The organism is Phormidium sp. FACHB-592, assembly GCF_014695795.1.
Lineage (GTDB): Bacteria > Cyanobacteriota > Cyanobacteriia > Leptolyngbyales > Leptolyngbyaceae > Stenomitos.
The window spans coordinates 365,462-386,723 of the sequence record NZ_JACJOZ010000074.1 but is presented as its reverse complement, the minus strand read 5'-3'; the positions used below and the strand labels follow the sequence as shown (position 1 = coordinate 386,723).

Sequence of the window (21,262 nt, the reverse complement as noted above, 5' to 3'; positions counted from 1 at the left end):
CCTTTGATCGTTCGACGAGGGAGTTTTTCAGCTACATCCTCGAATTATGAGGGATAACTCTGATTCGTAGAATCGGTGCTATCCCCTTTTGGGTAAGGGTTTGAGGCAGATTAAGAGATAAAAGCTTTTTGGGTTTAAAAGCCAAAACCCGTGATACGGTTGGGATACCACTCTCCAACTGAATATCACGGGTTTTTGAATGTCTGATTCGGGCGATTCAGACTTCGGCGTTTCTATGTCTAGCATAGCGCCTGAGTCTGCTGCATCCAATAGTCAGCCCATTGCCCTATCGGATGTAAGCCCACAGGATAAACCTTGGGATAAGCACAGAAGCTTTGCCGATCGGGTGGAGGGTTTTTATGCAGGCAGTGAGTTCAATGGCTACAGCAGCCGGATTCACTACTGCTCTGAGTTGCTCGAATTTGGGTTAGCACCGACTGAACACGATACGCTGAAGCTAAAGTTACGCTCTGCCCGTTTTTGTCGCTTACGTCATTGCCCTGTCTGCCAGTGGAGGCGATCGCTGATGTGGAAGGCGAAGGCATACAAGGTTTTACCGAAGATTGTTGAGGCTTACCCCTCTCACCGCTGGCTGTTTCTGACGCTGACCCAGAAGAACGCGCCGATCGTTGAGTTGCGCGAGACGCTCAAGCAGATGAATCGAGGGTATCAGCGCCTGGTGCAGCTTAAGGCGTTCCCTGGTGAGGGGTGGCTACGTTCTACTGAAGTCACGCGGGGTAGAGACGGCAGCGCTCACCCTCATTTTCATTGTTTGCTACTGGTGCAGCGATCGTACTTTGGCAAGAAGTACATCAGACAAGATGAATGGGTGGAGATGTGGCGTAAGTGCATGAGGCTGGACTATAACCCAGTGCTGGATGTGCAGGCAGTAAAGCAGGGTAGTAAGCCGATGGAGCTGGTGCCTGAACTTCTGAAGTACTGCACGAAAGAATCAGACTTGGTAGCCGATCGTGAATGGTTCTTGGAGCTAACCCGCCAGATGCACAAGATGAGGGCAGTGGCGACAGGTGGGGTGCTGAAAGAGTACCTCAAAGAGCTGGAAGAGGAACCAGAAGACCTGATTGGCAACGATGATCAGAGTGAGATGGACGACAAAACCTCGGTTTATTTTAGTTGGCGAAGAAAAGAAAAAATGTACAGACTGTCCCCATAGACGGTAAATTCATCGGATGTTGCTGCTAGAATCACCGTGTAATACACGGTAAACGTAAGGGGTTATTAGGTGTGGTGAATGTTCAATCGAGATTGCTGGATGGGTCTTCTGTAAAGCCTCCAGTCAAGCCTGATCTAGGTATCTCAGCGTTTTTGAACAAGTTTCATTGCGGCGATTGCTTGGACGTGCTGCTTTTGCTTCCAGACCAATCTGTTGATTTGATTGTCACTTCACCACCTTATGCAGATCAACGGAAAAACACCTATGGCGGTATCCACCCCGATCAGTATGTAGAGTGGTTTCTACCGATCGCCGCCGAGCTAAAACGTGTCCTCAAGCCTACTGGCTCGTTTGTTTTGAACATCAAAGAGCGGGTCGTTAATGGTGAACGTCATACCTATGTTTTAGAGCTGATTCTAGAGATGCGTAAGCAGGGGTGGCTCTGGACAGAGGAGTATTGTTGGCACAAGCGAAATAGCTACCCTGGCAAATGGAGCAATCGTTTTCGGGACGGTTGGGAACGGTGCTTACACTTCAACGTCAGCAAAAAGTTTGCGATGTACCAAGATGAAGTGAAAGTTCCGACAGGCGATTGGGCAAAGTCTCGACTGAGGAAACTGAGCGAAACTGATATGCTTCGTGACAATTCCAAAGTGGGAAGTGGTTTTGGCAAGAACATTTCCAACTGGGTTGGGCGTGACATGGCATACCCTGACAATGTGCTGCATATGGCGACTGAGTGCGCTAACAAAGGGCACAGTGCAGCTTATCCTGTGGAATTACCAAGCTGGTTTATTAAACTGTTTACACAGTCTGGAGATGTTGTTTTAGACCCCTTTATGGGATCTGGGACAACCGCAGTAGCTTGTGAAAAGCTTGCTAGAAGTTTTGTAGGGATTGATGTAAGTGATGAGTATTGTGAACTTGCCCGCCATCGTTTGGGTAGTTTAAGGCAGTTAGAGATACTATCTCCCTTACAAACCAATGTCGCTACAAATCAGTCTTGAAGCATTAGAAAATCTAATTATAGAGCGGTTGAGATCCTTCTATGATCGCCGTATCAGCAGGCTTTTAGAGTTAAAGCTTAACGATTTAGCTTCTAAAAATCCTTATTTATTTCGAGCAACTGGAATCTCTGAAGCACCTCAGTTGGTTGAAGAATTAATGAGGTCGCGCCTTATTAAATCAGATGAAACAATTTTTGGCGATGAGTTCTTCGAGAAAATTGCTAAGGCTGTTGGCGATGGCGCAAAAGCAGAGCAAGTTGGCATGGATATTGTTATCGAAACAGAGAGTGACTACATTGTTATCGAGATGAAGTCTGGTTCCAACTGGCAAAATGCTCGAATGGGTCGTGGGATTAAAGAGGACTTTGACAAAGCCTATCAGGACTACTGCCAGATGGGGATTCAGAAACGGTTTGTCGCAATTCTGGGTCAATCAACAGGTCAGGCTAACTCTGAGCCTGATGAAGAAGGTGGTCGCATCTATTTGATTCGTTCAGGTCAGGCTCTCTGGGAAGAAATTACAGGCGATTCTGACTTCTATTTGAAGTTAACAAGGTTGATGAAAGATTACCCGCTGCGTTTGCGTCCTGACTATCAGGACGCTTGGGCTACTACCTTAAATAAACTAACCCGTGAATTTTCCCTTTTGTTTGTTGATGAGGAAGGGCATATCAACTGGGAAAAGCTCACTCAAGCAAATAGCGGATACATTCCACCACGCAGGACTAGACGCAGGAGTTCTGCAAATTAGATAATCACCGTGTATTACACGGAAGATCTATGACTAAACAAAAGCGTAGCGACTGCGGACAGTTTGCCGCTAAGTCTGACGCACACCGCGAAGTACGCAGCATTCGTCTCACTGATACAACCTGGCAGCAGCTTGGTGAAGTCGCTGAGGCACAAAGTCTGACGCGGGCAGATCTGATTGAGCAGCTCACTGAGTCAAGAGCGTTCGACCAGGTGGTGCCTACCAACGGACTAAGCTTGGCGCAGGTGGATAATGCGATTGCTTGTGTCCTTAATGATCCAATGGTCACACGCAACGGTAAAGACCGAGGCTCGGTGCGCCGTGCTTTAGAAGCACTACGAAACTCTTTAACTTCATCCGTGTAATACACGGCAAGATGCCAGTACCAAGCTCTGCTGGAGAGTAACTTGGGGAGGTGGTAGCACTAGGCATCATCTCAAGTCAGGGGCGTAGCGTAGCGGAGAGCGTAGCGTCCCTTGACGGGCGAGAGAACCGCTATGCTCTTGCCTGCTCCAGGGGATTGCCACCAGACGCCGCACAAACCGACCTTACAAGTGCAATCCCCTGGAGTTGGCTCGCGCCGAGCGGTCTTTGATTGATTCAAACCCTAGGGTTTGAACTTTTAGTAATCGTTCTGGTCTGCGTTACAGGTTTAAGCTTCTTGCACTAATACTAAAAGCTATCCCTAATCCAGAAAGAGTAATTAGAACGATTGCAACGTTCAAATTTCTGCGTCTCTTTTCGATTAGTTTGTCTAATTGCTCAATCCCTTTTAGTGCTTGCCTCATCGTAAATAGCTTACATTTTTCGTCAGGAAGCCTGTAAATCTCTGCGTCAAGGAAGGAGGCAGGGTCAACTACTTTTCCAGCACTAGCGGGGGATAAGCCTAAACTGCATGAGACGATCGACATTGCTGAGAAAAAGCAAACGGCTACTTTTACCCAGACGAGCCATCCTTCGTCTGATAAACTTTCAGCGAACTTAAGAGCAACACCACTGAAAGCGAGTGCGCCGCTTATCTTTGTCGTGGTGTTGTCAAGGGACTTGTTCACCTTCTCCAGTGTTTTTTGCGTATATTCGTAGGCAAAAGTCGCATTATTATGTTCAGTCATGACTACTAATTCAAATTCAAATCAGGACGACAAACCTAAACCACCCCCGCCCCCGCCAACACCTGATCCCCCGAAAGTTCGGTACGAGCGCACAGATGGTGATGATTCAAAAGGAAAATGACTGACCAGGGTGGCGGATCACGTCCTTTGTAAAGATTTGTATATACGCTATCGTATGATGCTGATAGTAAAAAACTGGTGACTTCAGCGGTAACGTCAGATGCTTTGATGTGATCGCAGTCACCGATTAGAGAGGCTGATTTTTGCTTAAAAACTTTTACCGAACCCTTAAGGGTTCCTATGTTTTTTGCATATCGTTGCATGCTTTTGCATCCCTCCGCCTTCACTTGAATTATGAGGGATAACTCTGATTCGTAGAATCGGTGCTATCCCCTTTTGGGTAAGGGTTTGAGGCAGATTAAGAGATAAAAGCTTTTTGGGTTTAAAAGCCAAAACCCGTGATACGGTTGGGATACCACTCTCCAACTGAATATCACGGGTTTTTGAATGTCTGATTCGGGCGATTCAGACTTCGGCGTTTCTATGTCTAGCATAGCGCCTGAGTCTGCTGCATCCAATAGTCAGCCCATTGCCCTATCGGATGTAAGCCCACAGGATAAACCTTGGGATAAGCACAGAAGCTTTGCCGATCGGGTGGAGGGTTTTTATGCAGGCAGTGAGTTCAATGGCTACAGCAGCCGGATTCACTACTGCTCTGAGTTGCTCGAATTTGGGTTAGCACCGACTGAACACGATACGCTGAAGCTAAAGTTACGCTCTGCCCGTTTTTGTCGCTTACGTCATTGCCCTGTCTGCCAGTGGAGGCGATCGCTGATGTGGAAGGCGAAGGCATACAAGGTTTTACCGAAGATTGTTGAGGCTTACCCCTCTCACCGCTGGCTGTTTCTGACGCTGACCCAGAAGAACGCGCCGATCGTTGAGTTGCGCGAGACGCTCAAGCAGATGAATCGAGGGTATCAGCGCCTGGTGCAGCTTAAGGCGTTCCCTGGTGAGGGGTGGCTACGTTCTACTGAAGTCACGCGGGGTAGAGACGGCAGCGCTCACCCTCATTTTCATTGTTTGCTACTGGTGCAGCGATCGTACTTTGGCAAGAAGTACATCAGACAAGATGAATGGGTGGAGATGTGGCGTAAGTGCATGAGGCTGGACTATAACCCAGTGCTGGATGTGCAGGCAGTAAAGCAGGGTAGTAAGCCGATGGAGCTGGTGCCTGAACTTCTGAAGTACTGCACGAAAGAATCAGACTTGGTAGCCGATCGTGAATGGTTCTTGGAGCTAACCCGCCAGATGCACAAGATGAGGGCAGTGGCGACAGGTGGGGTGCTGAAAGAGTACCTCAAAGAGCTGGAAGAGGAACCAGAAGACCTGATTGGCAACGATGATCAGAGTGAGATGGACGACAAAACCTCGGTTTATTTTAGTTGGCGAAGAAAAGAAAAAATGTACAGACTGTCCCCATAGACGGTAAATTCATCGGATGTTGCTGCTAGAATCACCGTGTAATACACGGTAAACGTAAGGGGTTATTAGGTGTGGTGAATGTTCAATCGAGATTGCTGGATGGGTCTTCTGTAAAGCCTCCAGTCAAGCCTGATCTAGGTATCTCAGCGTTTTTGAACAAGTTTCATTGCGGCGATTGCTTGGACGTGCTGCTTTTGCTTCCAGACCAATCTGTTGATTTGATTGTCACTTCACCACCTTATGCAGATCAACGGAAAAACACCTATGGCGGTATCCACCCCGATCAGTATGTAGAGTGGTTTCTACCGATCGCCGCCGAGCTAAAACGTGTCCTCAAGCCTACTGGCTCGTTTGTTTTGAACATCAAAGAGCGGGTCGTTAATGGTGAACGTCATACCTATGTTTTAGAGCTGATTCTAGAGATGCGTAAGCAGGGGTGGCTCTGGACAGAGGAGTATTGTTGGCACAAGCGAAATAGCTACCCTGGCAAATGGAGCAATCGTTTTCGGGACGGTTGGGAACGGTGCTTACACTTCAACGTCAGCAAAAAGTTTGCGATGTACCAAGATGAAGTGAAAGTTCCGACAGGCGATTGGGCAAAGTCTCGACTGAGGAAACTGAGCGAAACTGATATGCTTCGTGACAATTCCAAAGTGGGAAGTGGTTTTGGCAAGAACATTTCCAACTGGGTTGGGCGTGACATGGCATACCCTGACAATGTGCTGCATATGGCGACTGAGTGCGCTAACAAAGGGCACAGTGCAGCTTATCCTGTGGAATTACCAAGCTGGTTTATTAAACTGTTTACACAGTCTGGAGATGTTGTTTTAGACCCCTTTATGGGATCTGGGACAACCGCAGTAGCTTGTGAAAAGCTTGCTAGAAGTTTTGTAGGGATTGATGTAAGTGATGAGTATTGTGAACTTGCCCGCCATCGTTTGGGTAGTTTAAGGCAGTTAGAGATACTATCTCCCTTACAAACCAATGTCGCTACAAATCAGTCTTGAAGCATTAGAAAATCTAATTATAGAGCGGTTGAGATCCTTCTATGATCGCCGTATCAGCAGGCTTTTAGAGTTAAAGCTTAACGATTTAGCTTCTAAAAATCCTTATTTATTTCGAGCAACTGGAATCTCTGAAGCACCTCAGTTGGTTGAAGAATTAATGAGGTCGCGCCTTATTAAATCAGATGAAACAATTTTTGGCGATGAGTTCTTCGAGAAAATTGCTAAGGCTGTTGGCGATGGCGCAAAAGCAGAGCAAGTTGGCATGGATATTGTTATCGAAACAGAGAGTGACTACATTGTTATCGAGATGAAGTCTGGTTCCAACTGGCAAAATGCTCGAATGGGTCGTGGGATTAAAGAGGACTTTGACAAAGCCTATCAGGACTACTGCCAGATGGGGATTCAGAAACGGTTTGTCGCAATTCTGGGTCAATCAACAGGTCAGGCTAACTCTGAGCCTGATGAAGAAGGTGGTCGCATCTATTTGATTCGTTCAGGTCAGGCTCTCTGGGAAGAAATTACAGGCGATTCTGACTTCTATTTGAAGTTAACAAGGTTGATGAAAGATTACCCGCTGCGTTTGCGTCCTGACTATCAGGACGCTTGGGCTACTACCTTAAATAAACTAACCCGTGAATTTTCCCTTTTGTTTGTTGATGAGGAAGGGCATATCAACTGGGAAAAGCTCACTCAAGCAAATAGCGGATACATTCCACCACGCAGGACTAGACGCAGGAGTTCTGCAAATTAGATAATCACCGTGTATTACACGGAAGATCTATGACTAAACAAAAGCGTAGCGACTGCGGACAGTTTGCCGCTAAGTCTGACGCACACCGCGAAGTACGCAGCATTCGTCTCACTGATACAACCTGGCAGCAGCTTGGTGAAGTCGCTGAGGCACAAAGTCTGACGCGGGCAGATCTGATTGAGCAGCTCACTGAGTCAAGAGCGTTCGACCAGGTGGTGCCTACCAACGGACTAAGCTTGGCGCAGGTGGATAATGCGATTGCTTGTGTCCTTAATGATCCAATGGTCACACGCAACGGTAAAGACCGAGGCTCGGTGCGCCGTGCTTTAGAAGCACTACGAAACTCTTTAACTTCATCCGTGTAATACACGGCAAGATGCCAGTACCAAGCTCTGCTGGAGAGTAACTTGGGGAGGTGGTAGCACTAGGCATCATCTCAAGTCAGGGGCGTAGCGTAGCGGAGAGCGTAGCGTCCCTTGACGGGCGAGAGAACCGCTATGCTCTTGCCTGCTCCAGGGGATTGCCACCAGACGCCGCACAAACCGACCTTACAAGTGCAATCCCCTGGAGTTGGCTCGCGCCGAGCGGTCTTTGATTGATTCAAACCCTAGGGTTTGAACTTTTAGTAATCGTTCTGGTCTGCGTTACAGGTTTAAGCTTCTTGCACTAATACTAAAAGCTATCCCTAATCCAGAAAGAGTAATTAGAACGATTGCAACGTTCAAATTTCTGCGTCTCTTTTCGATTAGTTTGTCTAATTGCTCAATCCCTTTTAGTGCTTGCCTCATCGTAAATAGCTTACATTTTTCGTCAGGAAGCCTGTAAATCTCTGCGTCAAGGAAGGAGGCAGGGTCAACTACTTTTCCAGCACTAGCGGGGGATAAGCCTAAACTGCATGAGACGATCGACATTGCTGAGAAAAAGCAAACGGCTACTTTTACCCAGACGAGCCATCCTTCGTCTGATAAACTTTCAGCGAACTTAAGAGCAACACCACTGAAAGCGAGTGCGCCGCTTATCTTTGTCGTGGTGTTGTCAAGGGACTTGTTCACCTTCTCCAGTGTTTTTTGCGTATATTCGTAGGCAAAAGTCGCATTATTATGTTCAGTCATGACTACTAATTCAAATTCAAATCAGGACGACAAACCTAAACCACCCCCGCCCCCGCCAACACCTGATCCCCCGAAAGTTCGGTACGAGCGCACAGATGGTGATGATTCAAAAGGAAAATGACTGACCAGGGTGGCGGATCACGTCCTTTGTAAAGATTTGTATATACGCTATCGTATGATGCTGATAGTAAAAAACTGGTGACTTCAGCGGTAACGTCAGATGCTTTGATGTGATCGCAGTCACCGATTAGAGAGGCTGATTTTTGCTTAAAAACTTTTACCGAACCCTTAAGGGTTCCTATGTTTTTTGCATATCGTTGCATGCTTTTGCATCCCTCCGCCTTCACTTGATCGGCATTTTGCCACAACAATCTCTAAGAACTTGGATCTCCCATCCTTCCCAAAGCTTACCGCCCATCCTCTCCTCCTGCCGACCCAGCAGGCTCTTCGTCTACAGTATCTATCACTACAAAAAGTTGCCGTATATCAACATTGAGTTCTTGGCACACCTTGAGAACCCGCAGGACTGCGCCAAGGTTTCGCCCATTCTCCCAGTTTTGAATAGTGGTCTTAGTAAGCCCCGACGCTTGCGCCAAGTCGTCTTGACTCAACCCTTTGGTCTTCCTGTACTCAGCCAGTTTAGAAGTCACTTTTACATCCTCATCTCTCTTTGACATAATCAATTTAACCCAAAACAATTAGCTAAGTCAACTTGACAGGTCTAAGCAGATTTGGTTAAATACAGTTATGGGCGATTAGCAATGAGTCTCGCAAACCCGCTAACCGCCCATAGAGTCCAAACTGCTTAGTTAAGGAACCTTAGCCCATTATGTCACCTCAACTCCTTTCCTCCAACACCGTAGAAACCGCCCCTAGCAAGACCGATCGCGCCCTCTTCGCTTTCCTCGGTATCAGCGAACCACGCCAGTACATTCATCGGGTGACGCTGATCAACCACAAGCTCGATCGCTCCATGAAGCTAGACGTGGTGACGCTCTCTGATAGCTTCTGCGACGTGTTGCGCGAGGTTGCTTATCTGCGTGACCTTTACAAGCTGACAGGCTATACGCTCGATCCTGAGTCTAATTTTGAGCTACTAAGCGATCCGTTCTAATCCTTTCTACCTGCTGCAACGGGGCGCTACGCCCCTTCTTAACCCACTGCACTTTAGAAGGACTTAGAACCATGCATAAACTTTATCCAGTAACAAAACGCGATCGCAGAATGCGTCGATTGCCTGCACTTCAACCCAAATTCAAGATCGGTCAATGTGTTGAAACTCGTTGGATTATTGACGAGGAGACAAAAGAAATGTCAATCGATCGCGGCATTGTGCAAGGCTTTGCTTACATTTCAGGCGACTACGAATGCACTTCGCGTAGTGGTTATGCACCCTCTTCTGGCTTTAGCTACAGCATCCTTTTTGGTGGTTACGCTATCGAGCTAGTCGATGAAAATGAGCTTTTCCTGGCTGAGGAGGCGCTTTGTGTCTAAAGAGTACCAATTCCCGCAACCGAAGTACAAAGCGGGTCAGCACATTCAAACCTCATGGCGTACTGATGACACTAGGGAAATGGTAGTCGAGCAAGGCGTGATCATTGCGCTTACCTATACCGACTACAGCAGCGATCGCCACCATTACGATCCTGGTTTCACCTATCACGTCCAGTTCTACAATTCGCGAGTGTTCGCTGACGCTGTGCCAGAAAACGATATTGAACTCATTGGAGAAAGCCCCATGACCCAACCCAATCAAATCAGCATCACTATTCCTGAGTCTGTGCCGACACCGAAGTTTAGCCTGTTTGAAGAGGCTTGTTACGGCAAACACAAAGGCATCATTACAGGCATGGCTTACGAAAATCCGCTTGAGTCTCTAAGACATAATTCAGCCCCAGGATGGCGCTACGACCTTTCTTATAGCTTTCAAAAAACTCCGATGGAAGCTGTCAATACCAGCGAGGATGACACGCTTATTTACGAAGACTCTTTGAGCCGTTGCGCTTGTTAGGTCCAGCCGAATAAGTCCATAGACAAAAAGCAGCGTATGACTCGCAATCATACGCTGCTTTTTCGTTGTCAATACAAACGATCAACGGCGACGATCGCCAACCACTACAGGACGTGGTTTCTGAAACCCGTTGCGTTGAGGCACTGTCTCAGGCTCTAGTTCAACGCCTTGCAACTGAGCAAAGACATTGATCAACTCTTCAAGCTCTAGATCGAGCGTGACCAGTTCTTGTCGTGAGCCGTTGGGCAGCAACACTAGCTCGTAGCTGCATAGATCAGGGTCAATGTCAGGCACGATCGCCTTGAGGCTGTAGGCAATGCGATGATGGTTTGATGGTTCTGATAGACGTTGCAGGACTAAGGCGGCATAGGTGGCTCGTTCAGCCTCTCTCATCGTTGACAAATCGATCGGCTGTCCTTTGGCATCCATCCCCAACACAGACGCGAGCGGGATAATCTTCAATCCTGTCAGGTCGTTTGCTTCATAGGTGCGATCGCGTAACTTAATCTGCATCGTCGTCATCTCCTAAGCCGACATAGTAGGAAGGCAAGCCCAGTGCCTCATTCAGAATCTTTCTATTTGCCTCTAGCAAGCGCCGATCGCGCTCGTGTATAAACTCCTCTAACCGTTCCTCACCCCTGTTCAGTTCGCTGAAAACGTGCATCACTTGGTCGATCGACTCAGCATCTAGCCATCCCATCAACCGCTCCACTTCGGATGGTTGCCACAGTGTTAAGAGGTTGCCGATCGTGTCATTGTCGTTATTGCCACAGGTTGGAAAGGGCAAGTTCTGAAGCGTTGGCACACCATCATCGGCAGTCTGTTTACGCTTATGCGGCTCATAGAGATGCAGTTGCACTAACTCACCCGCTTGATCTAGCTTCTCGCCATTTGCCAGAAACAACCGCTGTACAAGGTCTACGTCTGTTTTGAGCGGTGCCAATTTGAACGGCAGTAACTTGTGTGAGCGGATAAGCTTGCCGATCGCTTCAATCAGTTGCCAACCATCAACAGAAGCGACCAGAACCGCGCTCTTGCATTCTTTTTCAATCCATAATTGCAAAAGTCTCTGCGTGAGCAAATCAAGCAGAGACAGTTGGTTTCGCGCCACTGGATAAAGAATGGCGATCGTGCCATCGCCGTAAGTGACGACTAGATGGCGCATTTATTAACAGAAGTTAGAGAGTGGAATCAGATCAATCTCAGGACTGCCAGCAAAGAACCCTACCTCTGTCTGACCCTCACCGAAGTTGATGGAGCCTGTAGAGTCAACTGATACCTGCCCAAAACTAATGGTCAGCAACGATTTACCGTCGATCGTCACGAAGGCTAACCGCAGATTCAACGCAGAATATGGGATGGTGCCAAGTGAAGACAACGAAGCAATCACGGTGGGGATTTCAAACGAGACGGTACTGTTCCAAAGTCCAGAACCCCATTTTTGGGCGTTGTCAGCACCGATCGCAAAACCTAGCGGAGTGGTGGCAGCGTCAAAGCCTGCAAACGTGCCTTGTGTGAGTGCCGTTTGATCAGTAATACCAGCAGCGTTCAGTTGCCAAGCCTTAGAGACAGCATCCGCCGCAACACCGTTACCTAGCGTACCGATCGGCTTTGCTGCCACAATCCCATCAGGTGGGACGATAAAATCAGACTGAAAAATACTGCTGCTGACTGCTGTTCTTGTAACAAACTTACGGTTCAACTTGAGGGCGATCGTTTCTGGTGTGTTGGGAAACGTCAAGTTGACCTTTGGCTTTTCACTGGTTGGATAGCGCGATCGGGTAATCTTCACGCCTTGGCAAGAAACGCCTTCTAGGTCGGCTAACTCAATCCCTGTGTCGTAGGTAATCTGAGAAGCTGTTGGCAGGAGCAATGTTACTGGTGCTAAGGGGTTGCTATTGTCACGTACAGCAGTACGGACTAAGCCTTTCACCACTTTTTGAATGACATCACCGGGCATTTGTTAAGCTCCTGTCGTTGGGTGAGTTACTGCTTCCTTCTCGTGCTTTTGTTCAGCTTTGAGTGATGGCAAATGGATTTGTTTGAGAAGGCTTTCCTCCTCAGAAATGCTCAGGCGCAGATCGAGAATGTCGTCAGCACCCGATGCGGAACGCGATGTGCTAGCGGAGACTGTGAGTGTTAAAACTTCCAAACCATCCACGGTGACGGTTAAATGCGGCTCTTTGTAAACGGCTTTGACATCAAGCTCAACATCTTTTGTAGTTGTCTTGACTTCTGTAGCGGGTATTTTCATGTGGAAGCCAGTCTAGGAGGGCTAAAGCAGGAGAGTTACTTCCATTAAGCCCTTGACTGAGTAAACTAGAGGGGTGATATAACGCTTCCGTTATGGATTTCTCAGGCGAGTTACTTGGAAGGCTATTGGCAGCTAGAAACATGACGCAGGGCGAAGCTGCAATCTTTCTAGGCGTGAAGCAACCGACCATCAACCTATACGTCAATGGCAAGCGCAAGATGAGCGCCGATCGCTTCTTATTGTTCCTAGAAAAGTTTGGCGGCGAGGTGAGATTCTAAGGTGATCAACCGTAAACCGCCAGCTGAAAGCTCCAGATCAATACGTGCCATTTAGCTCTAACGTTGCTAGCACTAATATTTTTATCAGACTCGATCGCTCTGCTGCACTGAATCTGTAACTCTGCACCTGTCACAACGCCTGATGCTTGGCACAACCACGCTCTAATTGCCTTATCCACTGAGTAGCTGACGTTAGCAGAAACCTGTTGATCGTTTACACCGATTAACGGGAATATCTTGCCCAATAAAACAGAAGATGTGTAAGTAGCACGGTGTGCAGTTGAGCCTACAGAATCATCTTCTCGCACTCGATAGCCTGAGCCGTTGACTGAGGGATCGAAATTGCCAGCGCCTTGGAAGCCGTAGTTTTTCACCTGGAAGCGTTGCCAATCTGCCTCAAAGCGCCGATCGAGGTAGGGTAGCAGTCCTAGTGGTTCTGTGGTTTTGGTCAGAACTGCGGTGATGGGATGTTCGAGTATTGCTACTGGCATTTAATTGTCCTGTGAAACCTTCGCGAACCAAACCCGCACTACTTCAGCACCTTTAACCAAAAAACTTTGTCCGTGAATGTCATGGACTTCTACGAATCCACCAGTTTGCACCGACTCATTAAAACTGTTGCAAAGCGCTTTAACTGAATCTTTGGTTGGTGGCGCAATGTCGATGGTGAAATCACTGTCATAATTGTTCTTAAAACTGATCTCTAATTGATACTGATCCACGCTGTCAGTGTCCATTACTCTCTCCAAATAGTTTCAGCGCCATCACCGATCGCTAGTTCCATCAGCCTAAAATAAGTTTCGTCATCGGCATAGAAACCACCCGCTACGCCCTTACTCTCAGCGATCGCCTGTTGCCTACCAGCATAAGCCCTGTCTGAGAAGTTGGCTAAAGTATCGTTATCACCCTCTATCACCCAATTAGAGACGGTATCAGCGACAAGCCCTAGTGTGTCCTGTGCAAATTTACCATCGCCCTGTATGGCTGTGTTTTTGCGTGATGGCTTGAGCCTGCCCTCATACCCTTCTGAGTAGGGCAGTTGCGAGACCAAACCTGCCTGAGTACGGTTGATTTGCTCTAACTCTGGAATCATGCCCCGTAGCGCTGTGGCGATCCATGAGTTGTTGCTGAGTTGCGCGATCGTCCTTTCTAGATCGGCTAACTGCTGTGGGTTAAGAGTTAGGGAGATTTCAAACACTGTCGTAATGCTCCCTTTGAACAACAATCTCGTTGTGGTGTGGCGCTTTCCTCCAGATGTAGATGCCGCCACAGTCGTATCCAGGGTACTCACAGAGATACCAAGTCCCGCCAAGCCATTTTCTGAACCACTTAAAACGAAGCATAAGCTCTCTCCTTAAATCGCTGTCTGCCAGTCACCTAGCCCCATTTCTGCCAACTTCACCCCGTAGCGCATCCCTACGCCTGTCGTAGCTTCAGCATACGTGCGGCATCGTCTCCACCCAGTACCGTCGCCTAGATTCACGTACCAAATCTGACCAGGAGCGATCGCGCTTTGCCAGCCGTCACGCCCGAACGATCGCGTCAGTGTAGACAGTGGAATGGATGCCTCGTAAGCCTGCACATATTCGCCGCCATCTGTTAGACCAGGAGCTTGAATTGCGGTGATGTTGACTAAACCTGAAATGGTCAACAGTGGCACAGGTTTGATAACTTTAGTTTCGCCATAGCGTACCTGTTCCGGTCGCATCCCAACGCTTTGCATGATGCCGTCAAACTCTGGACCCGTTATCTTTTGGAAGAAACCATTTGTCACGATGTAGCTTCCTCTTTCTCATCCTTGATGCGCTGGGCGATCGCTTCTTGGTGTGCTTGCTGCTCAATCATTGCCGTTGCAAGACTTTCACGGCTATATAGCTTTTTCCAGATTGCCTTAAGTGCTGCTTGCCTAGCTTTCAAAGCGTGCATCATAGCAAACTCAATCTCTGATACTGAAAAAGTAAGTTCAGGGACTTTTGAGAAAAACTCTTGTATCCAAGCGATCGTCTTGCCATCTTCAAAAGTTTCAAGCATCTGATGCGCCATCTCTACTAGCCGGACAGCGTGCTGCTCACGATCGCTCATCGCTTCCCACTGCTTCTGATAGGCGTTACGCTTGTCTTCTGTGACTTCCATTGTTAACGTCCTCGCTCTTTGGCGATCGCTTCTGCTTTGTCGGCAAGGTTTAGCCACACTAGCCACATGTCGTCACCGTCTTCTAGTTCGAGAGATTCTATGAGATGAGGAGCCCACGGACGCTCTACCATTTCTCTTATAGATTTATCCAGATCTATTTCATATTCAGACTCGCCTGAAACGTAAGAAGGATATTCCACTTTCTGATTGTTTAAGCTTGCGTCGGACATGGTGAAGTTCCTGTGAATCACATTGACACTATTGTAGTCGCGCTGATAGTTTGGACACATGGAATGCAGCGAGCGCATCCACCGACGCAACAAAAGACCGCTGACCGAACGAAGCCCGACACTGCAGGGCACCCAACAATCTTAAGGACTCCTACAATGCAAGTCTCACTCTTCCAGTCTGGTGCTGGTCGTTTTTCCGTAGTCTTCGCCGCTAGCTGTTACGTTTCAATTAAGCTTGTGGCAGAAGCGATCGCGCACTCCATCAACCTTGCCTACACCACCGAGATTAAGCCTGTAGCGCTTGAAGTTCACCGCTTTTATACTTCACCTACCGCTAAAGCTTTGTACCGCTTCACAGGCAGGGCAATACTCGCAGCGATCGCCCTAGCCGCATACACAGCATTTATGGCAGGAGGCAAGTTCAGAGCATGGTCGGACGGTTATGTTGACTCGTGCCTTGAGAAAGAGGCTACCCCTGCCGTAACTGTCAGCGTGAAGCCAGTAGTGGTCAAGGCTGGGGCTGTAGAGGCGATCGCGCCAGTTGTCAGCACACCATTACCAGTGCGTACCGTGAAGGGGAAGAAAGGGCGATCGCCTAAGCTTGTCCCCGTCATGCTTTAGCCGCTTTCCTCGCGCCTGCTTTTGCTCTTGCCTGAAACCGTTTCTTACCGAGCTTCTTGCGCCCGATCGCTGCTGCTAGCGCTTTTGGATCATCAGCACCTTTAGCAGCTAGAGACTTGACCAGTCGATCGTATTTGCTCATCCCATCTTTGTGCTGTTTTAGAATGTCCAAGGCTGTGGCAGAGTCGATTTTAATGCCTTGCTTCTGGAACTTAGCGATCGCATTAACCAATGAATCAGTGGATGGTCGTATGGTGCTAGGTGGTTGGCTAGACTTTTCGTCCAGCTCTTGCTCTGCTTGCTTGATTAAGGCTTGAGTAGATGCAGGCAGATTCTCAAAGAAGTCAGTGTTATTAATTACGCCAACAAGCTTGAAGTACTTCGCTAAACTGTCAAACTTCAACTTCTTAAAGACAGGGGCATTTATTACCTTGCCTGCCCTTTGGCTCAATGTGGTAAAAGCTATCTCTTTGCTCATGACTGCTTGCTCAGTAGTTCAGACTGCATTCTTAATGCAGTCCTGTTGGTAATCATTGTGTAATCAGCTAGAGGTGTTTTGCCCCCTTTAGTATTGGCAATACTATAGCCGTCATAGCCACGGGCAGAAGCGTATGTACCTTCATTGAGAAAGAAATTGTCGTAGACTTTTGCTACTTTCAATTCTGCCAGTTCTGACATTTTTCGCTTTTTCAAAGACTCTTGAGCTTCTTCGGGTGTTTTGAATTTGGTGTCTTCTTCACGACGATACCCAGGTAGGATCGTGCGATAAAACTTTCCTACCTTCTTAACCTGTCCTGCATCAACGCCATCGATCGACATTGCATCTGTCTTGCTGTCAACCTTTTTCAAGCTGACAGTCTTGTTTAGGCGCTCGGTTTCTTTCTGAATAATTAACGGTGCTTTTTTCTCCTTGAAATCTTCCGCGGCTTCCTCCATTTCTTTAATCAAGGCATCGTGCTTGACTATTTTCAGTCCAGGCTTGATCGACATCCTGACTACTGTTGAGCCTTCGCCTGCATAACCGCTTGCAGTCTTGTAACCTAACCCCGGTGGATTATCGACTGCTGTATAGATGGAGTCGCCAAACAAACCACCTCCAACAAATAGCTCACCAGTTTGAAGCTGTTTGGCATGACTCTCAAGAGCCACCCCTCTATACGTTGCTGTCTCGCCCCTAGCTATAGCAGCATCCATATCTGCCTTAGAGGAAAGCTCTGGTTTGCCGTCAAAACCTTGTATTTTTGCCCAAGCTGCCCCAATCCTGTCGCCGTTAGCGCTAGTGTCGATACTGTCTAAGCGATCTGATATGTTAACCATCTCATCAGCAGTCAGCTTAACTGGGTTTAAATCGCCTGCCTTCGCTTTGACAACTCCATTCTTCACAGAGTCATCAGCTACTTCTGGTTTTGCTTTAGCGGCTTGTTTTTTGGGTGCCTTTTCTTTTTTAAGTTCTGTTGTTTTGACAGCTTTTGGTGGCGCTTTCTTTGCAACTGTCTTCTCTGGGCTAGGCTTTGTACTTTTAGCCCTAGTACAGCCTGGTGGCTTTGTACCTTGCCAACCTTTGCCACACGCTGCATCCTTCCTAAAAGCCTCGATCGCTGGTGTAACGTCAAACCCATCTGCTTTGTACTTAGCGATCGCGCTAATCAGTGACCCGGTAGAAGGTGACAGTGAATCGACGCTAACGTAGCCATATTTGCCCCTGTAGTTAGGGTTATCGCCTGCGGTGCCACTTCTACCGCGTGACGACTGGGGGGCAGAAGTGATGCCTTTGGGTTTGAGAGTAGGCTTAGGGCGATCGCTAGCGGTGGGGAAGCCCAACTTTCTCAGCACTTCGTCTTCTGCCTGCCACGCTGCTAGGTTCTCAAAAAGCTCTTTACGCCCTAGCCTGCCTTGTCTGGTTAGCTTCGTTTGAATCTCTTCACGCCGTTGTTTGGTGATAGCAGGGTCGATCGTGAAACCTTGTTCTACCTTGCGCTGAATTTGTGCTGCTACTTGACGCTGCTCTGGTGTGAGTTTGCTTAAGTCAGCGGTTGCTAGTTTCTGTTGATCACGCTGCTGTTGCTCCTTGCGTTGCTCAAACTCACGCGCTCTGCGTTCGTACATAGCAGCAGTTGAGCCTTCTTCTGGTGTAGGTGAGATCGCTCTCTTCTCCTTCTGCTTATCTTTCTCTGCCTGCTTGGTCAACTCGTTGACTGCCACTTGTGCCACAGCTAGCCCTTGGGCAGCGTTCACCAAGTCAGCCTGAGTATTGGCCTTCAGCCCTTCCATCGCTGCTTGTAACCGTTGCTTACCTGATCCTCCTGCGGGTAGCTTAGTTGGCTGTGTCTGTGTCTTCGATGGCGTAGTTTCAATGCCTAGACGACTCAGCGCTTCAGCGGCAACTGCCTGAATGCGATCGGCGTTCTTATCCTCTGCTTTGGCAGTGGTCTTCAGGTCATCGACTAAGCCTGCAATCCGGCGCGATCGGGCGGATGGCTCGACTTTGGGGTAGCCCATCACAGCCAGTCGTGCGGCTTCCGCTTCAGGGTTAGCCATCATCTCTGAGACTTCTGCTTTGGTCATGCCTTTGGACTTAGGCTTGCCACGCCCCTCGACTTCTGCCCTTAGCTGCTGTCGTGCTTTTGCCTTCGCTGTAGTCTTCTGTAACGCTTCCTTGGAAGTTGTTTTAGACTTTTCCTTGCTGCATTTGGCTCTAGGACTAATAAAAGATTTACCACAAGCAACTCCCTCGCCGCGGGCATCTTGCCTGAGCGAGTTGATCGCGCTATCAACGTTGTAGCCTAAGCGCTGATATTTGGCGATCGCGCTAATCAGTGCTGCTGTAGATGGGTGCATAGAGTCAGCCTTAGTCTGTTTTGTCTTTGGTTTGGCAGCGTTCACAGTGTCATCAGCTACAACTGTCCAAATGCGCTCTAATCCTGCTTTGCGTGCCACATCATAGGCGAAGTGGTTGCCCACCACTTCAAACTGCTCGTCGCCTGCTTCATTCTTACCAGTCGGCTTCACGACGATCGGCACCCAGTTACGCCCATTCGTCGCTAACAACTTCTTGGCAGCGGCTTCGATTTGCTCGTCGGTGCCTTCGTGCTGACGTTTGCCAGAGGGGGACGCGATCGTGTCTGAGTAGGCACTGATGTAATTGCCATAGTCAAACGATTGTTTGTCTTCTTTGTCGTCTGCCCGCTCTTTGCCCATTACCGCTGGGTTCTTTTTGTCAGGCACTTGCAGCATTTTGGCAAGTTCAATCTGATCAGGATTATTTGGCACGATGATGCTAAATGCTCGACCTTCTTTCGACCCTTTAGCAGCCGCGATCGTCCGGTTGCTACTCTCACCGATCGCTTCGTACTGATCTTTGTCTGTCTCAACCACTAGCGCAGGATTCCAGTTACGCTCACCGCGATCGAAAGCAGCAGTCAATGTTTTATCGCCTTTACCTGCTGACTTAATTTCATCAGCGTAAAGCTGCATCATATTGCCCACATCGCTGAATTTGCTTGTAACGCCACCAAGCGATCGAGCATCCCGTTCTTCATAGTTTTTCTTCAGCGTTTCAAGGTCGTCTGATGGCTGTGGTTTGGTTGTCGCTTTACTCTTTTTGGCAACTGGTGTTGCTGCTTTCGGTGTTGCTGACTTTGTAGGGGTGGGTTGCCCTTTCCCCGCTCTAGTGCAACCTGGCTTTGTGCCTTGCCAACCTTTACCGCATGGCTTAGGTGGTGAGTTCTTTGTAGTGGCATCTAACCTTGAATCAGTGCGAGCATTCAACTTGGCAACGGCAGCAGCAACATCACGCTTCGACATAGAGAATTGCCCATAGCCTTCGTCAGTCATGCCCATCTTGCTATAGAAACCCTTTGCCCCTTCCACTGATGAAGCTTCTAACCCTTTGCCCTGCTTGGCAGCATGAAGCAACAACTGATTGAACATTTCAGAGCCAGAGCCTTTAGCAGAACCATCAGCGCCAAAGTTCTGCACTGTGATAGTGTTCCGACCCTCTTTGTAAGACATTGCTCCTGTGATGCCGTCTTTAGCGTTGTGGCTAGTAATCAACCCGATGTTAGGGTTCTTAGCGTCACGCATGGCGGTGAGAGCGCCCATCTTACCCGCCTTGTTTGGATCGTCTGGAGTGACCTTAAACCGACCGTTTGCCAGCTTATCGACCAACTGATTGATACGGCTCGTTCTGCCCACTGCCTCTTTCTGCCCCGCGCTTGAGTTCAGGTCAGCGTTGGGGTTAAGGATATGGCGACTTGTAGCAGTTTTACCCTTTGCTTCCGGCTTGCCGTTCTTGCACGTGCCTGGGGGTGCGTACCCTTTGCCGCAAGGTTGCCACTTGCCATCGCTGCGGATAGAGTCGATCGCTGGTGCTATGTCGTAGCCTTGCTGCTGATACTTTGCGATCGCGCTGATTAGTGAAGCGGTTGATGGGTGCAATGAATCCATTTTGGCTTTCTTCCCAATCTTTTCAAGAAAAGCATTAGCCGCTTGTGGTGTTAGCTCCATAGACATCACGCCGTCGTTGCCGCCTTTCGTTTTGCCAGTGACACTGAAGCCTATTTTTTCGTAGAAAGGAATTGCACCTGGCAGTGCATCAAGCCTAATTTTGCCACCGTGCCCTTTATTCACACTTTCAGCAATGACAGACGCCATGGCGGCAGTGCCAGCACCTCTGACAGCCTTCTTGTCCTTCCCTGCGATATTCCAAGGTGCCGTTGCTAAATACTCAATTTCTAGGTGGTCTTTGCCTTCCTTAACGATCGCGGCAGCTTGCAGATTCCCTTTTTTATCTTTAATCCCTGTAAAGGAACTCTCGCCAGATTCGACTTTATCAAGTATCTCAAACGCAATACTAGCGTTATCTTCTAGTGTTTTAGGCGCATCCTTTTTGCCTCTAAGGTCTGCATTCTTTGAAATCCATGACCTTAGATTTTTTTCTACTTCTTTTTTATCGGCATCGGTTTTGATTCCGCTTGATTGGAGGGTTTCGGCTTCTGTGTTGCCGCCAGTGCTGACCCCGCTGCTGCTTCCAGTTCGTGTAACTCGTCCAGGTACTTTTGATCCATTTTCGGCTTCCTTTATTGATTTATCTTTTGGTTTTGCTTCAACTGCTTTAGTCTTAGCCTTTCTCTCTACTTGTTGTGGGGCAGATTCTTTTTTAACTGCTGTTGTATTTGAGGAAGACGCTTTGCTTTTAGCCCTAGTGCAACCTGGCTTGTTCCCTTGCCACCCTCTGCCGCATTCAGCATCCTCTCTCGCAGCCATCACTGCCACAACTTCAGCGATCGGCATCGAGTAGCGATCGGCTAGTCTTTCCATCTCAGTCAATGTCGGCATAA

The 21,262-nt window shown here is 48.3% G+C and carries 28 protein-coding genes; 13 read left to right on the top strand and 15 right to left on the bottom strand.

Going from position 1 to position 21,262, the window contains the following annotated elements; genetic code table 11:
- Positions 1 to 199: 199 nt before the first annotated feature.
- The 4 genes from H6F86_RS20680 to H6F86_RS20665 all read left to right on the top strand — a co-directional run bounded on the left by H6F86_RS20680 (position 200) and on the right by H6F86_RS20665 (position 3,297).
- Positions 200 to 1,174 carry a protein rep gene (locus H6F86_RS20680; protein ID WP_242033610.1) on the top strand — a complete coding sequence of 325 codons (975 nt, stop codon included), beginning with the start codon at positions 200 to 202 and terminating at the stop codon, positions 1,172 to 1,174.
- A gap of 74 nt (positions 1,175 to 1,248) precedes the next feature.
- Positions 1,249 to 2,181 (top strand): site-specific DNA-methyltransferase, encoded by a 933-nt coding sequence (locus H6F86_RS20675; protein WP_206756062.1) that lies wholly within the window; start codon positions 1,249 to 1,251, stop codon positions 2,179 to 2,181.
- Entirely contained in the window at positions 2,159 to 2,932 is a 774-nt protein-coding gene (locus H6F86_RS20670; protein WP_190450599.1) for a PmeII family type II restriction endonuclease, read from the top strand. Before H6F86_RS20675 ends, H6F86_RS20670 begins: the two co-directional genes overlap by 23 nt.
- Positions 2,933 to 2,961: 29 nt before the next feature.
- A complete protein-coding gene (locus tag H6F86_RS20665) occupies positions 2,962 to 3,297 on the top strand; it encodes a ribbon-helix-helix domain-containing protein (protein WP_190450597.1) in 336 nt (111 codons plus the stop codon).
- A gap of 279 nt (positions 3,298 to 3,576) precedes the next feature.
- On the opposite strand, the gene H6F86_RS20660 is transcribed toward H6F86_RS20665, so the two are convergent.
- Entirely contained in the window at positions 3,577 to 4,044 is a 468-nt protein-coding gene (locus H6F86_RS20660; RefSeq protein ID WP_190450594.1) for a hypothetical protein, read from the bottom strand.
- A 507-nt stretch (positions 4,045 to 4,551) separates the two neighbouring features.
- On the opposite strand from H6F86_RS20660, the gene H6F86_RS20655 reads away from it, so the two are divergent.
- From H6F86_RS20655 to H6F86_RS20640, 4 genes are all read left to right on the top strand, one after another.
- Positions 4,552 to 5,526 (top strand): protein rep, encoded by a 975-nt coding sequence (locus tag H6F86_RS20655; protein ID WP_242033610.1) that lies wholly within the window; start codon positions 4,552 to 4,554, stop codon positions 5,524 to 5,526.
- A gap of 74 nt (positions 5,527 to 5,600) precedes the next feature.
- Positions 5,601 to 6,533 (top strand): site-specific DNA-methyltransferase, encoded by a 933-nt coding sequence (locus H6F86_RS20650; RefSeq protein WP_206756062.1) that lies wholly within the window; start codon positions 5,601 to 5,603, stop codon positions 6,531 to 6,533.
- Positions 6,511 to 7,284 (top strand): PmeII family type II restriction endonuclease, encoded by a 774-nt coding sequence (locus tag H6F86_RS20645; RefSeq protein ID WP_190450599.1) that lies wholly within the window; start codon positions 6,511 to 6,513, stop codon positions 7,282 to 7,284. The genes H6F86_RS20650 and H6F86_RS20645 overlap by 23 nt, the downstream gene beginning before the upstream one ends.
- A gap of 29 nt (positions 7,285 to 7,313) precedes the next feature.
- Positions 7,314 to 7,649 (top strand): ribbon-helix-helix domain-containing protein, encoded by a 336-nt coding sequence (locus H6F86_RS20640; RefSeq protein ID WP_190450597.1) that lies wholly within the window; start codon positions 7,314 to 7,316, stop codon positions 7,647 to 7,649.
- A gap of 279 nt (positions 7,650 to 7,928) precedes the next feature.
- On the opposite strand, the gene H6F86_RS20635 is transcribed toward H6F86_RS20640, so the two are convergent.
- Positions 7,929 to 8,396 (bottom strand): hypothetical protein, encoded by a 468-nt coding sequence (locus tag H6F86_RS20635; protein ID WP_190450594.1) that lies wholly within the window; start codon positions 8,394 to 8,396, stop codon positions 7,929 to 7,931.
- A gap of 407 nt (positions 8,397 to 8,803) precedes the next feature.
- Positions 8,804 to 9,046, bottom strand: coding sequence for a helix-turn-helix transcriptional regulator (locus H6F86_RS20630; RefSeq protein ID WP_190450592.1), 243 nt, complete (start codon positions 9,044 to 9,046; stop codon positions 8,804 to 8,806).
- Positions 9,047 to 9,225: 179 nt separating this feature from the next.
- Between H6F86_RS20630 and H6F86_RS20625 the strand changes: the two genes are divergently transcribed.
- The 3 genes from H6F86_RS20625 (at position 9,226) to H6F86_RS20615 (ending at position 10,407) form a co-directional block, all read left to right on the top strand.
- Positions 9,226 to 9,510 carry a hypothetical protein gene (locus H6F86_RS20625; protein WP_190450590.1) on the top strand — a complete coding sequence of 95 codons (285 nt, stop codon included), beginning with the start codon at positions 9,226 to 9,228 and terminating at the stop codon, positions 9,508 to 9,510.
- A gap of 71 nt (positions 9,511 to 9,581) precedes the next feature.
- Positions 9,582 to 9,890 carry a hypothetical protein gene (locus H6F86_RS20620; protein WP_190450587.1) on the top strand — a complete coding sequence of 103 codons (309 nt, stop codon included), beginning with the start codon at positions 9,582 to 9,584 and terminating at the stop codon, positions 9,888 to 9,890.
- Entirely contained in the window at positions 9,883 to 10,407 is a 525-nt protein-coding gene (locus tag H6F86_RS20615) for a hypothetical protein (RefSeq protein ID WP_190450585.1), read from the top strand. The genes H6F86_RS20620 and H6F86_RS20615 overlap by 8 nt, the downstream gene beginning before the upstream one ends.
- Positions 10,408 to 10,488: 81 nt before the next feature.
- Here H6F86_RS20615 and H6F86_RS20610 read toward each other — a convergent pair whose 3' ends face one another.
- Genes H6F86_RS20610 through H6F86_RS20595 form a run of 4 tightly spaced genes read right to left on the bottom strand, consistent with a single transcriptional unit; the run spans position 10,489 to position 12,661 of the window.
- Positions 10,489 to 10,920, bottom strand: a complete 432-nt coding sequence (locus H6F86_RS20610; protein WP_190450583.1) for a hypothetical protein — start codon at positions 10,918 to 10,920, stop codon at positions 10,489 to 10,491.
- A complete protein-coding gene (locus H6F86_RS20605; protein WP_190450581.1) occupies positions 10,910 to 11,572 on the bottom strand; it encodes a hypothetical protein in 663 nt (220 codons plus the stop codon). The genes H6F86_RS20610 and H6F86_RS20605 overlap by 11 nt, the downstream gene beginning before the upstream one ends.
- 3 nt (positions 11,573 to 11,575) lie before the next feature.
- Positions 11,576 to 12,367: a hypothetical protein gene (locus tag H6F86_RS20600; protein WP_190450580.1), complete on the bottom strand. Its 792-nt coding sequence runs from the start codon at positions 12,365 to 12,367 to the stop codon at positions 11,576 to 11,578.
- A gap of 3 nt (positions 12,368 to 12,370) precedes the next feature.
- Entirely contained in the window at positions 12,371 to 12,661 is a 291-nt protein-coding gene (locus tag H6F86_RS20595; protein WP_190450578.1) for a hypothetical protein, read from the bottom strand.
- 92 nt (positions 12,662 to 12,753) lie between these two features.
- Between H6F86_RS20595 and H6F86_RS20590 the strand changes: the two genes are divergently transcribed.
- Positions 12,754 to 12,939, top strand: a complete 186-nt coding sequence (locus tag H6F86_RS20590; RefSeq protein ID WP_206756061.1) for a helix-turn-helix transcriptional regulator — start codon at positions 12,754 to 12,756, stop codon at positions 12,937 to 12,939.
- Between the two features lie 5 nt (positions 12,940 to 12,944).
- Here H6F86_RS20590 and H6F86_RS20585 read toward each other — a convergent pair whose 3' ends face one another.
- From H6F86_RS20585 to H6F86_RS20560, 6 genes are all read right to left on the bottom strand, one after another.
- Positions 12,945 to 13,430, bottom strand: a complete 486-nt coding sequence (locus H6F86_RS20585) for a hypothetical protein (RefSeq protein ID WP_190450574.1) — start codon at positions 13,428 to 13,430, stop codon at positions 12,945 to 12,947.
- Positions 13,431 to 13,676 (bottom strand): hypothetical protein, encoded by a 246-nt coding sequence (locus H6F86_RS20580; protein ID WP_190450572.1) that lies wholly within the window; start codon positions 13,674 to 13,676, stop codon positions 13,431 to 13,433. It abuts the gene before it with no gap.
- Positions 13,676 to 14,230 carry a hypothetical protein gene (locus tag H6F86_RS20575; protein ID WP_190450570.1) on the bottom strand — a complete coding sequence of 185 codons (555 nt, stop codon included), beginning with the start codon at positions 14,228 to 14,230 and terminating at the stop codon, positions 13,676 to 13,678. Before H6F86_RS20575 ends, H6F86_RS20580 begins: the two co-directional genes overlap by 1 nt.
- 63 nt (positions 14,231 to 14,293) lie before the next feature.
- On the bottom strand, positions 14,294 to 14,713 hold the full coding sequence (locus H6F86_RS20570; protein ID WP_190450568.1) for a hypothetical protein: 420 nt from the start codon (positions 14,711 to 14,713) through the stop codon (positions 14,294 to 14,296).
- The gene (locus H6F86_RS20565; RefSeq protein WP_190450566.1) at positions 14,710 to 15,072 is read right to left on the bottom strand and encodes a hypothetical protein; all 363 of its coding nucleotides are present in this window, start codon (positions 15,070 to 15,072) and stop codon (positions 14,710 to 14,712) included. The genes H6F86_RS20570 and H6F86_RS20565 overlap by 4 nt, the downstream gene beginning before the upstream one ends.
- Positions 15,073 to 15,074: 2 nt before the next feature.
- A complete protein-coding gene (locus tag H6F86_RS20560; protein ID WP_190450564.1) occupies positions 15,075 to 15,302 on the bottom strand; it encodes a hypothetical protein in 228 nt (75 codons plus the stop codon).
- 156 nt (positions 15,303 to 15,458) lie between these two features.
- Between H6F86_RS20560 and H6F86_RS20555 the strand changes: the two genes are divergently transcribed.
- Positions 15,459 to 15,923, top strand: a complete 465-nt coding sequence (locus H6F86_RS20555; RefSeq protein ID WP_190450562.1) for a hypothetical protein — start codon at positions 15,459 to 15,461, stop codon at positions 15,921 to 15,923.
- Here the strand turns inward: H6F86_RS20555 and H6F86_RS20550 are convergent.
- On the bottom strand, positions 15,913 to 16,401 hold the full coding sequence (locus H6F86_RS20550; RefSeq protein WP_190450561.1) for a hypothetical protein: 489 nt from the start codon (positions 16,399 to 16,401) through the stop codon (positions 15,913 to 15,915). The two genes, H6F86_RS20555 and H6F86_RS20550, sit on opposite strands and share 11 nt — an antisense overlap.
- Positions 16,398 to 21,260, bottom strand: coding sequence for a hypothetical protein (locus tag H6F86_RS20545; protein WP_190450559.1), 4,863 nt, complete (start codon positions 21,258 to 21,260; stop codon positions 16,398 to 16,400). Before H6F86_RS20545 ends, H6F86_RS20550 begins: the two co-directional genes overlap by 4 nt.
- Between the last annotated feature and the right edge of the window lie 2 nt (positions 21,261 to 21,262).